Raw genomic sequence first — 14,756 nt, forward strand, 5'->3', positions numbered from 1 at the left:
GTCAGCTTCTGCGCACCGCCACGCATTTGATTTCCACCAGCAGCCCCGGATGGGCCAGTTCGCTGACGCCGATGCAGGTCCAGGCGCAGAAGCCTTTGGGAAATACTCGGTTTTTCACTTCGCGAAACACCGGCATGTGTTGGCTCATATCGACGTGATAGGTGGTCATCTCCACCACATCGTCGAAGGTGCAGCCACCGGCCTTCAGCACTTCGTCGAGGTTTTCCCAGGCGCGGATGAACTGTTGCTCGGGGTCTTCGATGACCTTCAAGTCAGCCGTCCGGCCCACCTGACCGGCGCAATAAAGCGTGTCGCCGACCAGAACCGCCGGGGCGTAACCGGCGCGTTCGACGATGGGTTTCATGGAGTCGGGGATGATGATTTTGCGATCGGGCATCGTGTTTTCCTTCAATGACGGATTTCAGCGACCGTGCGCGGCCGCCGCCAACTGCTCGGTATCCACTCGCACAAACACCGAATCGCCCACTGCCGTCAGCACATCCCCGGCGTAGACCTCGCAGATCACCCGGGTCTTGCGCCCGACTTCACCGTCGACTCTGGCCTTCAGCGTCAGCGGCACGCCCATTGGCGTCGGCTTGATGAACTTGATGCCGAGGTTGCCGGTGACGCAGTTGATGCGCGGCAGGCTTTCGGCTTCGCGATTTTCCGCGCGGTAGTGGTAGGCCATTGCGGTCCAATTGGAATGGCAGTCCACCAGCATCGCGATCAAACCGCCGTAGACCAGCTCCGGCCAGCCGCAGTATTTGGCTTCGGGCACATGCTCGGCCATGACGTGCACGCCGTCCTCGTGCCAGAAACTCTTGATGTGCAAACCGTGCGGGTTGCTGCTGCCGCAGCCAAAGCAGACGCCCTCGGGGGCGGCGGTGTCTTGCAGGGAGGTGTCGTGGGACATGCCGGGATCATCCTTAAACTGTTAGCCGAACCGGGCGGATTCTAACCCTGAATAAAGGACGCAGCTCGATCAATGCGATTGTTCGCTCAGGCGGTGCGGGTCTGGGCGAGCCGTCAGATCAACAACCCCAGCGTATCGCGGCGCACTAGGTGCGCTGCGCCAGGTTGCGTTGAAACTCTTCGAAGCTGCAGGGCAGCGTCGTGGCCTTGCGTTTTTTCGACTTGTCGCGCTCGTCCGGCAGTTGATCGCTCAGTTCCCAGACCTCGAGCATCTTGGCGTATTCGAAGGCGTGGCGCGGGTCGATCTGAATCCACTGCTGGAATGCCTGGCGTTCGTCGGGCGTGCAGGTTTCGTCTTGCAGGCGCAGGCACCAGTGCGCCGCTTGCGTCAGGATTTCATCATCTGCGTCGTTCATTGACGGGTTCCAGAAGGGGCGAAGACTGCAGTTTACGTGGGTGCTTGCAAAAAAAACGTCAAAGCACCGAAAGGATTTAGTCGGCAGTCACGGACAGAACGCGCGCGTGCCGGACAGATCGCGCCGCCATTTACGGTTTTCGAAGATTTGCCATATTCAGTCACATTTCATTGTAGATAGTGGGCAGCCCAACCGGTTTCCAATGAGGCTGCATCGTGTTTCCACGTCTTCTGTGTTCGCTGTCCGTATTGAGTCTGTCCATCGCCGCCGCCCACGCGGCCGACCTTGATACCCCGCGCCTGAAGGGCATCGACAACTTCCGCGATGTCGCCGGTATCACCACCGCTTACTCCACGACCCATGACGGCACCATGCGCGCCGGTGTGTTCTACCGCTCCAACGCGCTGACGCCGACAGCATCGGATCTGGCGACCCTCAACGGTCTGGGGATCAAGGCCGTATACGACCTGCGCACCCCCAGCGAAATCGCCGGCACGCCGGACACGATGATCAGCGGGGCGACCTACCAGAACATCGACATCATCGGCGCCACCACGTCGGGCGCGAACATCACCACGGTCTCGTTCAAAAGCGCGGCCGATGCGACTGCGATGATGCAGGAGACCAACCGCGCCTTTGTCAGCGACGCCGGCATGCGCGGCCAGTTAGGTGTGCTGTTCAACGAACTGGCCGGTGTCGACGGCGCCGCGCTGTTCCATTGCACCGCCGGCAAGGACCGCACGGGCTGGACCGCCGCTGTGCTGCAAAGCATCGCCGGGGTCGACAACGCGACGATCATGAGCAACTACCTGGCGACCAACGACTACACCGCCGACCGCGTAGCCAAGACCCTGGCGATGATGCCGCCGAGCATGGCGGCGATCTACGCGCCGCTGCTGGGCGTCGAAGCCAGTTACCTGCAAGCGGGCCTGGATCAGGTGACCGCGCAATACGGCAGCATGGACAACTACCTCAAGCAGGGGCTGGGTCTGTCCCAAGAAACCATTTACGTGCTGCGCGGCAAAATGGTCGAGTACAACAGCCTGCCCGGTCAGGCCGGGCTGATCGGCAACGCCGCCGCTGGCGCGCAACTGTTGCAGGAATTGCAGAACAGCAAACTCTCGGGCATTTACAGCGCCTACAACTACTACCTGCAATCGGCCATCGACGCCGGCACTCTGGGCGGTGTCGAGTCCACGGTCGGCGGTCAGGTACATGCGGACGCGGCGAGTTATCTGCTGCGTCAGAACGCGATGATCGAGCAGGCCGCCGCGCCATTCGCCAGCGGCACTGACCTCAAGGTCGGTCAATACCGCTTGTGGAGCACCGCGCTCGCCGGTTACCTCGGCACCGACGGCTCGGCCCATGCGCAAAGCAGCAACGAACACAGTCAGGGCCTGATGGTTGGCGTCACGCAGCGCTTCTCCGAACAATTCAGCGCTCGCGGCGGCATCGGTTACAGCAAAGGCTCGGTGGGCGGCGCAGGTGGCGAGGCCGATACCGATTTCACCTTCCTCGACCTTGGCGCCCGTTATGGCTTCACCAGTCTGGAACGTGGCCTGTTTGTCGATGCCAACGTCAGCGCCGGCTACGTCGACTACGACAGCAAACGCGACCTCGGCGGCGGCCTCGGTTCGGCGAAGGGCGACACCCACGGCAACCTCAGCGGCGCGACGCTGGCGCTGGGTTATCGCATGCCGCTGAACACTGTGATTCTGGAACCGAGCCTTGGCGTGCGCGTCAGCCGTCTGGACCTGTCCGGCTTCCAGGAGAAGGGCAGCGAATTGGCCCTTAATGTCGATGACATTCAGGAAACCCGGCGCAGCGCGGTGGCCAATCTCGACGTCTCGTTCGCCCCGATGCCGATGGGCGCGTGGCAACTGGTGCCGGGCGTGCGGGTCGGTTATGAGCGTGTGCTCGGCGATCATCAGGTCGACAGCGAAGGGCACCTGCTGGGGCTGGATATCGAACAGCGCGCGGCGTTCGACAACCGCGATCAGTTCAGCGGCGGCGTCAACCTGATGGCCAACCTCGGTGCGCTTAGCCTGGGCGCCGAAGTCGGTGCCAGCGGTGGCGGCGACAGCCACGGTTTCAGCGGCGGTCTCAAGGCCAGTTATCAGTTCTGATCAACTGAAAGTGAAGAAAAAGGACTGCCTCAGCGCAGTCCTTTTCGCATTTCTGCAGGGCTCACGCCGTAGGCATCCTGAAAGTACTGGCAAAATCGGCCGACGTTGCTGAATCCGAATTGCAGGGCCACGTCGGTCACCGAAGACGATGGGCCTTGCTTCAATGCATCACAGGCACGCTCCAGGCGTATTTGGCGTTGGTACGCGACAATCGAGGTGCCGACGAATCGCCGGAAACCTTCCTGCAACGCCCGCAAACTGACGTTCACCAAACCCGCCAGATCCGTTCCGCTGACCAGTTGCTCGGGATGCGCCTGAATGTATTCGATGGCCTGCTTCACATGCCGTGGCGCGATCTGCGCCTCGGGACGGCGCAAGGCCTCGCTGAAGTTGTGCGGCCAGGCTTCCAGTACCGCGTCCACCAGCATCTCCCGCAGGCGTGACGGCATCAGCGAACCGGCGTTCAACAACAGATCGAACTCTGTGCCGGTGGCCAGATCGATCAGCGCGCGAATGCCCTGAAACGCCGGGCTGTTCAGATCTACCCTCGGCTCGAAATGCAGCTTGTGCACGATCGGTCGGCCCAGCAGTGACGACAGCCGTTCGGTGAGCGCCGCGCGGCTGATCGACATGCCGTGCTGGGCGTGATTGTCGACGAAACGCATCGAACGCAGATCCGCCTTGTCGATGGCCAGCCCCACATCGCTCAGCCCCACGGATTCATGGTTGAAAACGATCTTGCCGGCGGTGGGAATGACGAAGGTGATTTCGTCGAACGGCTCGGGAAACGCCACCGTGAAATCACCCCGATAATGCATGCGCCGGAAACTCACCCCTTCGTACCGCCCGTAAACGCCGCCAATGATGATGTCTTTGGGTGGCGGCGGGGTGTCGCCATAACGGTTGCCAAACATTCGCGAGAACAGGGCGCCGAAGTCGTCGCTGGCCATGTTGTCGGATCGCAGGATGAGGGTCTGGCGCGTCGGGTTTGAGTACACCGGGAGGGTCACCTTGGTGGTCGGGTCATCGGGGCGCGACGACGTTACCAAGGGAGAATGACGCCGATGTGACAACGCTCGATGCTGTGCGCGAACGTCACGCACAGCATCGAGCGAAGCGGGTCAGGTGTGATGGATGTCCCGATCCTTGGTTTCAGGCATGAAGAAGATCCCCAGAATCGCCGTCATCACCGCAATCACGATCGGGTACCACAAGCCGTAGTAGATATCCCCGGTCGCCGCGACCATCGCGAACGCCACGGTCGGCAGGAACCCGCCGAACCAGCCGTTGCCGATGTGGTACGGCAGCGACATCGAGGTGTAGCGGATGCGCGCCGGGAACAGCTCGACGAGCCACGCCGCGATCGGGCCGTAGACCATGGTCACGTAGATCACGAGGATGGTCAGCAGCAGCAAGACCATCGGGTAATTGGTCTTGGCCGGGTCGGCTTTTTCCGGGTAACCGGCTTCTTTCAGCGCGGTCGTGAGGCTGGCGGTGAAGGCGTCGTTGCGGGTCTTGAAGTCAGCGGCCGGCAGGGGCGTGCCTTCGAAGCTTTCAATGACCTTGTCGCCGATGCGCACCTGGGCCACAGTGCCCGGTTCCGCCACCACGTTTTCGTACGGGATCGCCCGTTTGGCCAGGATGGTTTTCGCCAGGTCGCAGGAACTGGTGAATTTGGCCTTGCCCACCGGATCGAACTGGAACGAGCACTGGTCGGGGTTGGCGATCACCTTGACCGGGTTCTTCTCCTGGGCGATGAACACGTCGGGGTTACCGTACTCGGTCAGCGCGTGGAAGATCGGGAAGTAGGTCACCGCCGCCAGAATGCACCCGGCCATGATGATGCCCTTGCGCCCGATGCGGTCGGACAGGCTGCCAAAGATCACGAAGAACGGCGTACCGATCAGCAGTGATCCGGCGATCAAAAGGTTGGCGGTCTGCGGGTCGATCTTCAGGGTTTGCAGCAGGAAAAACAGCGCGTAGAACTGCCCGGTGTACCAGACCACCGCCTGGCCTGCGGTGCCGCCGAGCAAGGCCATGATCACGATTTTCAGGTTGTCCCAACGGGCGAAGGACTCGGTCAGCGGCGCTTTCGACGCCTTGCCTTCGGCCTTCATTTTCATGAACACCGGCGACTCGCTCAGTTGCAGGCGGATGTAAACCGACACGATCAGCAGCAGGATCGACAGCAGAAACGGAATCCTCCAGCCCCAGGCCTCGAACGCCTCGGTGCCCAGCGCCGTGCGGCAGGCCAGAATCACCAGCAGCGACAGAAACAGCCCCAGCGTCGCGGTGGTCTGAATCCACGAAGTGAAGAACCCGCGTTTGCCCTTCGGCGCATGCTCGGCCACATACGTCGCCGCGCCGCCGTACTCACCGCCTAGCGCCAGACCTTGCAGCAGCCGCAGGGTAATCAGAATGATCGGCGCCGCGACCCCGATGGTCGCGTAACCGGGCAGGAACCCCACAATCGCCGTCGACACACCCATGATCACAATCGTGATCAGAAACGTGTGCTTGCGCCCGATCATGTCGCCCAGCCGCCCGAACACAATCGCCCCGAACGGCCGCACCGCGAAGCCTGCGGCGAAGGCGAGCAGGGCGAAAATGAACGCCGTGGTCTCGTTCACCCCGGCAAAGAAGTGCTTGGCGATGATCGCGGCGAGGGAGCCGTAAAGGTAGAAGTCATACCACTCGAACACCGTGCCGAGGGACGACGCAAAAATCACCTTGCGCTCCTCGCGGCTGATGCTGTGGTTGGTGGGCGGCGCGCTGCCGGTGGACATGCTGTCGAGTACTGCCATGGGTGTTCTCCGTCGTGCTTGTTTTTGTAGGCCAGAGCACTTCATCAACGTCGCGTACCCGAGGCCTGTGGCGGATGCCGTATCAGGTGTTTCGTGGAGCGTGCACACAATCACCGCCCCGCGCGGGAGAGCGGGGTTTCATTGAGCATAATTGGGATTGGGGGGATATCCAGTGGCGGCGGATGTGGGCAGTGACGGAGAGGGTTTGGCTGGTTCGGGGAGGGAATGAGTTAAATGAGTTTGCGCCCGTGTCTCTTATGGTTATTCAGAATTTAGTTTGTTCTGAATAAGTATTAAAAACTGTCATTTCTATCAGGTGTGGTTGTGGCTATTTGTATCGTTACTTTGTTTGTGGGGGGCACAGAAAATAAATCTGTCCCCTTTTGCTCTTTCTTCTTTTGCTTATTTTTAGAGGGTTGTCGTGATGCAGACAGTAATTGTTTTAATGAGGAATCTTTCCGCTGAAAAAGATTCTCCAGATGTGGTAAAGGCGAAGTTTGAAGCCAGTCAGAAGGGGGCAGTTGAAAGGATCTGTCTATTTGATGATGGAAATGGCGAGCGTTTCGCTGTGGTCGAATTCAAACCGGCCGTGGAGGCAAGGTTTGCTAAGGTAAATCTTGTCGAGTCCAAAGATGATTCGGACAATTTTGACGCTTATATTCCTGAACCCGGCAGGGCTACAGGCAAGCCGTATTTAATGCCCGTTGAAGATGTATTTACTGTCATGGAGCGAAAAGTTTTTTAGTTCAGACATGCTTTTCATATGTAATCAAAAGGGGGCAGATTTATTTAATTGTTCCCTTTTGATTTTAAGCACTTTTTTCTGGCCGTCCTCGGGCTCTGAATTGAATTCGTCTTCCGGTGATTTTTTCGATTTCGTCGACGAATCTCATGTCGCCAGTCAGTTGGCCGCGCTGCAGTGCACTCCTGATGAGTTGCAATTCATTGGTGGGTGTAGCCATTTCAACAAATGACTTATAGCGCTCACGCCGGATGGAATCGTTAGGTCCTAGCTCCAGGAAGCAAGGGTCGTTGTCCAGCCAGGTGTTTTCTGAAAAGTCGTTCACGCGTAGCGCAAAACTCGACCAGCGATAGTCTTCCGCGCGCGCCACCATGTGGGCTCTTACGGGGTTTAACTCGATGTAGCGACTACAAGCCAATAGATAGGTGTCGGATTGGACAACGCTGGATTTGTAGCGACTTTCCCACAGCGTGCCAGTCCGCCCCTCAACCTTATTGCGATACCGAGTCATCCTTGCGGCGAGGGCTTTCATGAGCTGTCCATGGCTGGACGTTGATTCCCCTGGGGCGAGCAGCAGGTGCACATGATTGGTCATCAGGCAGTAGGCATAAACTTTTATACCTAATGCTTCCTTGAGCTCGCACAGGTCAGAGAGATAGCGCTCGAAATCTCTTGGCTCAGCGAAAACGACCTGTCTGTTGTGGCCGCGCTGCACGATATGGTGCGGGTAGTGCGGTAGCACGATGCGTCCCGTTCTGGGCATGAGTGTTCCTACGTCCTTGTTTTGACAGATGAAGTTTAGAAGGTGGCGAAGCTGGGGCTGGCGGGATGTGTCAGGGAATGTATCCGCCTGAGCTGAGGGGATTAATTAAATGAGTCTGCGTCCAACGTTTCTTATGGCTGTTCAGAATTTTGGTTGCTCTGAATAAGTATTAAAAACTGTCATTTCTGTCAGGTGCGGTTGTGGATGTTTGTGTTGATACTTTTGGTAGGTGGGGTTGGAAAATAAATCTGTACCCTTTTTGTTTGCTCTTTGATTCTTTGGTTGTTGATTTGTTTGGTCCCCTTTGATTTCGATGAGGCGCGCATTGGTTATGAGAAATGAATACGAGGTTGTAGATATTCCTAAAGGTATGGCAGGGAGTGAGGTGCGGGCCTTGATTGTTGCCTGTGGAGAAGAAGTTATAACTATTAATCATTTTGGAGGTCATGGCACTGCTGTTGTCGTCACTGAAAGCAGCGATCCCGCTTTAAGTCTGTTGTCTAAGGCAGCCAAGGTGCCGGGTTTCCGCCCCGGGAAAGTGCCGATGAGTGTAATACGGAGCGCGGCTGGATGAATTTGGAGAGCTAAAGGGGGGCGATTACTAAAAGGGAAATAAAAAGAGTCAAAAGGGGACAGATTTATTTAATCGTCCCCTTTTGATGTTAGTGGGTAGCTGGCGGAAACTCTGCCACTGGTTTATTCCGTCGGCACAACGTTATCCAGCACCTGATTCACCGCCAGTTCCGCCAGCATCACGATCTGCGCGATGCCCTGTGCGGTCTTGCGGTGGGGGCCTTCGAGGAGGTCGACGAAGTTGTTGAGCATGACGTTGGCCGAGCCCAGGGTTTCGACGGCGTCGGCGAGCAGGGATTCGGTGTTGCTGGCCGGGTTGGCCTGGTAGAGGCGGTTGGGGTAGTAGGGAGCGGCCATCATGTGGGCTGATATTGGGCCGAGGTGGTAGTCGAGGGCGCGGTTGGCGGCTTCGTTGAATCTCTTGGAGTCAGGGCATTCGTAGGGGGAAGTTGGGTCGGTGATGCTGGCCGGTTCGGTGACCGGAGGATTTGGCGTAACTTTGAACATTGAGTCTTCCTTCTATCAGTAGAGCTGCAACCATCTCGCTACTAAACGAAGGGGGTGGCAGCTGTGCGCAAGTTAGTAGACCGGCAGAAGACTCAAACCCGGCGCATCCGAAGATGCCATGCGCACAGCCACCATCAAGACCAGGCGGACGCCTGATTGAATACGCTTGTGCAAACCGTAAGCCTTCTAAGCCGGGCTACTAAACCCGATCACTGCGAATCAGTGACCCGATCCAAGTTACCGGCCGACCCCAAGGCGCACAAGCCGGCGGATTCTGGCGTAGCGGTAGGCTCTGGCGCAAGGATTTGTAGGCATCCGGACGCATTCCGACATGTCTTTAAACGGCGCGATCCAAACCTGTTTATCGACCATCACCCAACGAGGAGAAGCCTGACGCTTTACGCCTCCAGCCCATTCGTCGCCAGCCTCGCACTCATCACGCCGACGCTCGCTCAAAAGCTGCATGACCAAAACCATCAGCGCCGAAGACTTGCATATCACCCTCCACCCGTTGAGCGAATCAGCCCTGTTCAAATGGCTACTCGCCAGTTTCCTGATGGGCAAACGAATCCAGGCCGAGATTGCCGCCGAAGCCTACCGAGTAATAGTCGACCAACACCAACGCGATACACCGCGCAAACTCGGCCATTGCACTCACCGTGAACTGGTGCGGATGCTCGGCCAAGCGCATTACGTGCGTTACGACGAAACCACCGCCGAGCGACTGCTCGCTCTGGCTGTCAAACTGAATGACGAGTACGCCGGGCGGGTAATGAACATGGTCGAGGCGAGCGCCAACCGCCAGGACTTCGAAAAGCGTTTGCAAGCCTTCGACGGCATCGGCCCGAAAACCGTTGAAATCTTCATGCGCGAAGCGGGCAAGGTGCTGTTTTGAGTGCGTCGGCGATCTTCATCGGCTGCGCGGGTTGGAGCCTGCCCCGCGAATACTGGCCGTCATTCCCGGAGCAGGGGACCCACCTGCACCGCTATGCCACACACCTCAATGGCGTGGAAATCAACAGTTCCTTCTACCGTCCGCACAAACCCCAAACCTACGCCCGATGGGCAGAGTCGGTGCCGGACGGATTTCGCTTTTGCGTGAAAGTGCCCAAGTCGATCAGCCATGAGCGGCGCCTGCGGGACTGCGAGCGTGAGCTCGATGCATTTCTTGAACAGTGCGCGGGGCTGGGCGATCACCTGGGTTGCCTGCTGCTGCAGTTGCCGCCGTCGCTGGCGTTCGACGAAGCACTTGCAGAGGCCTTTTTCGTCGCATTGCGCCAACGTTATTCCGGGGCTCTGGTGGTTGAGCCGCGCCACGAGTCCTGGGCCGCCGCCGAACTGTTGTTGATGGCGTATCGCATCGCGCAAGCGGTGGTCGATCCTTCGCGAATCAGCACCGATGCGGCTCCGCGCGGCTGGCCCAGCGTGCGTTATTGGCGGCTGCACGGTTCGCCACGCATTTATTACAGCCCCTATGACTCGGCGTATCTGGAAAAGCTCGCCAGCGATTTGCGGGTGGCGGCTGTCGATGGCGTCGACACCTGGTGCATCTTCGACAACACCGCCAGCGGCGCGGCAATCGGCAATGCGCTGGAACTGCGGCGGATACTGGCGCACGGCTGACACTCGATGTCTGGTCTTCCAACCGGCGAGTGTGTCTGTAAACTGGCCGCCCGAAACGGCGCGCGATGGCGCCGTCCTCACTGCCAGCGAAGGACTTTCCCATGGCCAACCAAGACATCACCTACACCCCGGATCCGGATGCAGACTCGATCTCTTCGGACGTCACCGAATTCAACGGCATTCTGATGTCGACCCAGATTCCGACCCGTGCCGACGGCAGTCTGGAACTGGGCGACGTCACCGCCCAAAGCGAATGCACGTTGCAGGCGCTGAAAGTCGCGTTGGAAAAGGCCGGCAGTTCGATGGATCGCGTGTTGCACCTGACCATTTACCTGACCGACATGGCTGATCGCGCTGCGTTCAACGAGGTGTACAAGCGCTACTTCGCCAAGCCTTGGCCGGTGCGTGCGGCGGTTGGTGTGGCGGCGCTGGCGGTTGAAGGGATGAAGGTGGAAGTGACTGCGATGGCCGCCAAGGCCTGACCCACGTAATGATCGTTCCCACGCTCCGCGTGGGAATGCCTCAAGGGACGCTCCGCGTTCCAGCTCTGGAAGGGACGCGGAGCGTCCCGGGCTGCATTCCCACGCGGAGCGTGGGAACGATCTGCGAACGGGCGGGTTGAAAACAGCCACCCGGCAGCACAGGCGTGCCGGCCACGCGTTTCGCGGCTACAATGCGCGCCTCGACCGTGACAGCCTGACTAAAAAAACATATGTCCTTGCCCAAACATCACCTGGAACTGCTCAGCCCCGCCCGTGACGTGGCCATCGCCCGCGAGGCCATCCTGCATGGCGCCGACGCGGTGTACATCGGCGGCCCGAGCTTCGGTGCGCGCCATAACGCGTGCAACGAGGTGAGCGAAATCGCCGAACTGGTGGAATTTGCCCGTCGCTATCACGCGCGCATCTTCACCACCATCAACACCATCCTGCACGACAACGAACTGGAGCCGGCGCGCAAGCTGATCCATCAGTTGTACGACGCCGGCGTCGATGCGCTGATCGTCCAGGACCTGGGCGTGATGGAGCTGGACATTCCACCCATCGAGCTGCACGCCAGCACCCAGACCGACATTCGCACCCTTGAGCGGGCGAAGTTCCTCGATCAGGCCGGTTTCTCGCAACTGGTTCTGGCCCGTGAACTGAATCTCAAGGAAATCCGCGCGATCGCCCATGAAACCGATGCCGCCATTGAGTTCTTCATCCATGGCGCGTTGTGCGTGGCGTTCTCCGGTCAGTGCAACATTTCCCACGCGCAGACCGGGCGCAGTGCCAACCGGGGCGACTGCTCCCAGGCCTGCCGTCTGCCGTACACCCTGAAAGACGAAAAGGGTGGCGTGATCGCCTACGAAAAACACCTGCTGTCGATGAAGGACAACAACCAGAGCGCCAACATCCGCGCACTGGTCGAGGCCGGTGTGCGTTCGTTCAAGATCGAAGGTCGCTACAAGGACATGGGCTATGTGAAGAACATCACCGCCTATTACCGCCAGCGCCTCGACGACGTGCTCAACGACCGTCCGGACCTGGCCCGCGCTTCCAGCGGCCGCACCGCGCATTTCTTCATGCCGGACCCGGAAAAAACCTTCCACCGTGGCAGCACCGACTACTTCGTCAGCGAGCGCAAGATCGACATCGGGGCGTTCGATTCGCCGACCTTCACCGGTCTGGCAGTGGGCACGGTCGAGAAAGTCGGCAAGCGTGACATGCAGGTCATCACCCACGAGCCGCTGTCGAACGGCGACGGCCTCAACGTGCTGGTCAAGCGCGAAGTGGTGGGGTTCCGCGCCAACATCGCCGAAGCCAAGGGCGAGTTCGAGGAAGAAGGCGAGAAGCGCTACCGCTACCGCGTCGAGCCGAACGAAATGCCGGAAGGCCTGTACAAGCTGCGCCCAAACCACCCACTGAACCGCAACCTCGACCACAACTGGCAGCAGGCCTTGCTCAAGACCTCTGCCGAGCGTCGTATCGGCGTGAGCTGGTTGGCGAAGCTGCGTGAAGAGCGTCTGGAACTGATCGTGACCAGCGAAGAGGGCATCAGCGCCAGCGTTGCGCTGGAAGGCCCGTTCGGCGTCGCCAACAAACCGGAACAGGCGCTGGACACCTTGCACGACCTGCTCGGTCAGCTCGGCACCACCGAGTACCACGCGACCTCGATCAAGCTGGATGCGCCGCAAGCGTTCTTCATCCCGAACTCGCAGCTCAAGTCGTTGCGCCGTGAAGTGATCGAAGCGCTGACCGCCGCCCGCGTTGCCGCCCACCCGCGCGGTTCGCGCAAGGCCGAGACCACGCCACCGCCGGTGTACCCGGAGGCGCACCTGTCGTTCCTGGCCAACGTCTATAACCAGAAGGCTCGCGACTTCTACCACCGTCACGGCGTGAAGCTGATCGACGCGGCGTACGAGGCCCACGAAGAGGCGGGCGAAGTGCCGGTGATGATCACCAAGCACTGCCTGCGGTTCTCCTTCAACCTGTGCCCGAAACAGGCCAAAGGCGTGACCGGTGTGAAAACCAAAGTCGCGCCGATGCAGTTGATCCACGGCGACGAAGTGCTGACCCTGAAGTTCGACTGCAAACCGTGCGAGATGCACGTGATCGGCAAGATGAAGGGCCACATCCTGAATCTGCCGCAGCCGGGCAGTGTGGTGGGGCATATCAGCCCTGAGGATCTGATGAAGACCATTCCTCGGGCTCCACACTGATTAGCAGGCAATAAAAAACCGGTGACGAAAGTCACCGGTTTTTTTATGCCTGCCAGAAACTCAACTGGCTTCGTAGCGGGATCCCGTTGGCGGCGCCGCTTCGCCACTCAACGCATCAACCATCGGCGGATGCTCCTGCGCTGCCTGACGCAGATCCTCGGTCACCCGCAGCTCGGCGCCAGTTGGCGAGAACGTAGCTGCCGCCGCAAACGGCGCCGGATTGGCCGGCACCGGACGCTTGCCGCGACGCCAGAAGAAGAACGTCACCATGGCCAGGTTTACCAGCGCGAAGGCCCAGAACAGGCCGGTTTCGCCATGGGCATTCATCGCCGGCGAGATCAGCAGCGGGCTCATCGCCGAGCCCAGCGAGTTGATCAGCAACATTCCCTGAATCATTGGCACCAGGGTTTCGACCGGCGCACGGTCAGCGGCGTGGCTGACGGCAACCGGATACAACGCGAACACGCCGCCACCCAACAGGAACAGCATCGCCGCAAGCATGGCCGAGGACAGCGGCACCAGCACGATCACCAGCGACAGCACGGTGCACGCGGCGCACAGCACGGTCAGCACTTGCAGGCGATCCTTGCGGTCGGACCAGCGCCCGACCGGGTATTGCAGCAGCATCGCGCCGAGGATCGTCCAGGCCATCATGCTGCCGACTTCGCCGACGTTCAGGCCGATGCGTTGCAGGTATAGCGGCAGCAGGGTGTAGATGGCGGCGATGGTCACGCCGGAGCCGAAGCAGCCGACCAGACCGGTAGGCGATACGCCCAGCAGCGCTCGTGGCTTGAGCGGTTCGACCTGTTCCAGCAACGGCGAAACGCGCGGCAGGATCACGATCGGCAACACCGACAAGGTCGCGAGCATGCCGGCGACCATGAACGGCGCCGTGTCGCCCAGCCCGGTGATTTTTCCCAAAAATGCCTGACCCAGCACGCCGGCGCCGTAGAGGACGATCATGTACAGCGCCAGCAGACGCCCGCGAATCTTCGCATCACCGGCCAGCAGCAGCCAGCTCTCGATCACCAAAAACACACCGACCGTGGCCCAGCCGTTGATCAGGCGCAGAACGACCCAGCCCCAGGTGTCATAAAACAGACCTTGCAGCAGGATGGTCGCGGCGATCAGCGAGGCGAAGCTGCTGTAGGCGCGGATATGGCCGATGCGCAGGATCAGCCGGTCGTTGAAGATCGCGCCAAGCGTCAGGCCGGCGAAATAGGCCGAGGACACGATGCCGATCATCGTTGCCGATTCGCCGGCAGCGCCCAGGCGCAGGGTGGTCAAAGAAGACAGAAAGCCGTTGCCCAGGGCAACAATGAATAGCCCGAGCAGGGGCGCCAGCGCCATGGCCAGCAAACGCGGTGTCATAAAAACCTCAAGTGATCGAACAGCGGAACGTGCGCCTCTGCGCATGCGAGTGCCAAGCCGAAGTGTGTTGAAGACAAACGACCGCCGAACGGGCAGGACGATTGAGCCTGGCGCACTTCGTGAAAGTGGCCGGCTGTTCAAACCTGAGGGTTGTCATGGCTGCGGGCAGGCGCCGTTCGGGCGACTGCAAGAGGAGGCGCGATTTTAAGCCTTGTGTG

14 protein-coding genes and 1 pseudogene are annotated in these 14,756 nt (G+C 59.8%); 7 read left to right on the forward strand and 8 right to left on the reverse strand.

Annotated elements, in window-relative coordinates:
- Position 1 precedes the first annotated feature (1 nt).
- The 3 genes from ABTV87_RS12890 to ABTV87_RS12900 form a co-directional block, all read right to left on the reverse strand.
- Positions 2 to 397 (reverse strand): RidA family protein, encoded by a 396-nt coding sequence (locus ABTV87_RS12890; protein WP_433899670.1) that lies wholly within the window; start codon positions 395 to 397, stop codon positions 2 to 4.
- 24 nt (positions 398 to 421) lie between these two features.
- Positions 422 to 913 carry a PaaI family thioesterase gene (locus ABTV87_RS12895; protein WP_085604642.1) on the reverse strand — a complete coding sequence of 164 codons (492 nt, stop codon included), beginning with the start codon at positions 911 to 913 and terminating at the stop codon, positions 422 to 424.
- Between the two features lie 145 nt (positions 914 to 1,058).
- Positions 1,059 to 1,328, reverse strand: coding sequence for a FecR/PupR family sigma factor regulator (locus ABTV87_RS12900; RefSeq protein WP_085604639.1), 270 nt, complete (start codon positions 1,326 to 1,328; stop codon positions 1,059 to 1,061).
- 215 nt (positions 1,329 to 1,543) lie between these two features.
- Here ABTV87_RS12900 and ABTV87_RS12905 point away from each other — a divergent pair, with 215 nt between their 5' ends.
- Positions 1,544 to 3,454 (forward strand): tyrosine-protein phosphatase, encoded by a 1,911-nt coding sequence (locus tag ABTV87_RS12905; protein ID WP_433899671.1) that lies wholly within the window; start codon positions 1,544 to 1,546, stop codon positions 3,452 to 3,454.
- 29 nt (positions 3,455 to 3,483) lie between these two features.
- On the opposite strand, the gene ABTV87_RS12910 is transcribed toward ABTV87_RS12905, so the two are convergent.
- Both ABTV87_RS12910 and ABTV87_RS12915 read right to left on the reverse strand, forming a co-directional pair.
- Complete coding sequence (locus tag ABTV87_RS12910; RefSeq protein WP_433899852.1) at positions 3,484 to 4,404, reverse strand: AraC family transcriptional regulator; 921 nt, start codon at positions 4,402 to 4,404, stop codon at positions 3,484 to 3,486.
- A gap of 171 nt (positions 4,405 to 4,575) precedes the next feature.
- Positions 4,576 to 6,258, reverse strand: coding sequence for an MFS transporter (locus ABTV87_RS12915; protein WP_433899672.1), 1,683 nt, complete (start codon positions 6,256 to 6,258; stop codon positions 4,576 to 4,578).
- A gap of 619 nt (positions 6,259 to 6,877) precedes the next feature.
- On the opposite strand from ABTV87_RS12915, the pseudogene ABTV87_RS12920 reads away from it, so the two are divergent.
- A pseudogene (locus ABTV87_RS12920) lies at positions 6,878 to 6,991 on the forward strand (EF-Tu/IF-2/RF-3 family GTPase); the annotation flags it as partial.
- A gap of 76 nt (positions 6,992 to 7,067) precedes the next feature.
- Here ABTV87_RS12920 and ABTV87_RS12925 read toward each other — a convergent pair.
- On the reverse strand, positions 7,068 to 7,763 hold the full coding sequence (locus ABTV87_RS12925; RefSeq protein ID WP_433899673.1) for a transposase: 696 nt from the start codon (positions 7,761 to 7,763) through the stop codon (positions 7,068 to 7,070).
- Positions 7,764 to 8,094: 331 nt separating this feature from the next.
- On the opposite strand from ABTV87_RS12925, the gene ABTV87_RS12930 reads away from it, so the two are divergent.
- A complete protein-coding gene (locus ABTV87_RS12930) occupies positions 8,095 to 8,337 on the forward strand; it encodes a trigger factor (protein ID WP_433899674.1) in 243 nt (80 codons plus the stop codon).
- Positions 8,338 to 8,459: 122 nt separating this feature from the next.
- On the opposite strand, the gene ABTV87_RS12935 is transcribed toward ABTV87_RS12930, so the two are convergent.
- The gene (locus ABTV87_RS12935; protein ID WP_433899675.1) at positions 8,460 to 8,843 is read right to left on the reverse strand and encodes a DUF6124 family protein; all 384 of its coding nucleotides are present in this window, start codon (positions 8,841 to 8,843) and stop codon (positions 8,460 to 8,462) included.
- Between the two features lie 463 nt (positions 8,844 to 9,306).
- On the opposite strand from ABTV87_RS12935, the gene ABTV87_RS12940 reads away from it, so the two are divergent.
- The 4 genes from ABTV87_RS12940 to ABTV87_RS12955 all read left to right on the forward strand — a co-directional run bounded on the left by ABTV87_RS12940 (position 9,307) and on the right by ABTV87_RS12955 (position 13,167).
- Positions 9,307 to 9,738 carry a DNA methylase gene (locus ABTV87_RS12940; protein WP_085604621.1) on the forward strand — a complete coding sequence of 144 codons (432 nt, stop codon included), beginning with the start codon at positions 9,307 to 9,309 and terminating at the stop codon, positions 9,736 to 9,738.
- Entirely contained in the window at positions 9,735 to 10,466 is a 732-nt protein-coding gene (locus tag ABTV87_RS12945) for a DUF72 domain-containing protein (RefSeq protein ID WP_433899676.1), read from the forward strand. Before ABTV87_RS12940 ends, ABTV87_RS12945 begins: the two co-directional genes overlap by 4 nt.
- 101 nt (positions 10,467 to 10,567) lie before the next feature.
- Complete coding sequence (locus ABTV87_RS12950; protein WP_007955413.1) at positions 10,568 to 10,948, forward strand: RidA family protein; 381 nt, start codon at positions 10,568 to 10,570, stop codon at positions 10,946 to 10,948.
- Between the two features lie 230 nt (positions 10,949 to 11,178).
- Complete coding sequence (locus ABTV87_RS12955) at positions 11,179 to 13,167, forward strand: peptidase U32 family protein (protein WP_433899677.1); 1,989 nt, start codon at positions 11,179 to 11,181, stop codon at positions 13,165 to 13,167.
- A gap of 60 nt (positions 13,168 to 13,227) precedes the next feature.
- On the opposite strand, the gene ABTV87_RS12960 is transcribed toward ABTV87_RS12955, so the two are convergent.
- A complete protein-coding gene (locus ABTV87_RS12960; protein ID WP_085731848.1) occupies positions 13,228 to 14,538 on the reverse strand; it encodes an MFS transporter in 1,311 nt (436 codons plus the stop codon).
- Positions 14,539 to 14,756 lie beyond the last annotated feature (218 nt).

Source organism: Pseudomonas sp. PSE1(2024) (genome assembly GCF_050990555.1).
GTDB classification, from domain to species: domain Bacteria; phylum Pseudomonadota; class Gammaproteobacteria; order Pseudomonadales; family Pseudomonadaceae; genus Aquipseudomonas; species Aquipseudomonas aphyarum.

Coding starts and splice junctions, on each gene's coding strand:
- ABTV87_RS12890 (WP_433899670.1), bottom strand. CDS start 397: ATGCCCGATCGCAAAATCATCATCCCCGACTCCATGAAACCCATCGTC.
- ABTV87_RS12895 (WP_085604642.1), bottom strand. CDS start 913: ATGTCCCACGACACCTCCCTGCAAGACACCGCCGCCCCCGAGGGCGTC.
- ABTV87_RS12900 (WP_085604639.1), bottom strand. CDS start 1,328: ATGAACGACGCAGATGATGAAATCCTGACGCAAGCGGCGCACTGGTGC.
- ABTV87_RS12910 (WP_433899852.1), bottom strand. CDS start 4,404: ATGGCCAGCGACGACTTCGGCGCCCTGTTCTCGCGAATGTTTGGCAAC.
- ABTV87_RS12915 (WP_433899672.1), bottom strand. CDS start 6,258: ATGGCAGTACTCGACAGCATGTCCACCGGCAGCGCGCCGCCCACCAAC.
- ABTV87_RS12925 (WP_433899673.1), bottom strand. CDS start 7,763: ATGCCCAGAACGGGACGCATCGTGCTACCGCACTACCCGCACCATATC.
- ABTV87_RS12930 (WP_433899674.1), top strand. CDS start 8,095: ATGAGAAATGAATACGAGGTTGTAGATATTCCTAAAGGTATGGCAGGG.
- ABTV87_RS12935 (WP_433899675.1), bottom strand. CDS start 8,843: ATGTTCAAAGTTACGCCAAATCCTCCGGTCACCGAACCGGCCAGCATC.
- ABTV87_RS12940 (WP_085604621.1), top strand. CDS start 9,307: ATGACCAAAACCATCAGCGCCGAAGACTTGCATATCACCCTCCACCCG.
- ABTV87_RS12950 (WP_007955413.1), top strand. CDS start 10,568: ATGGCCAACCAAGACATCACCTACACCCCGGATCCGGATGCAGACTCG.
- ABTV87_RS12955 (WP_433899677.1), top strand. CDS start 11,179: ATGTCCTTGCCCAAACATCACCTGGAACTGCTCAGCCCCGCCCGTGAC.
- ABTV87_RS12960 (WP_085731848.1), bottom strand. CDS start 14,538: ATGACACCGCGTTTGCTGGCCATGGCGCTGGCGCCCCTGCTCGGGCTA.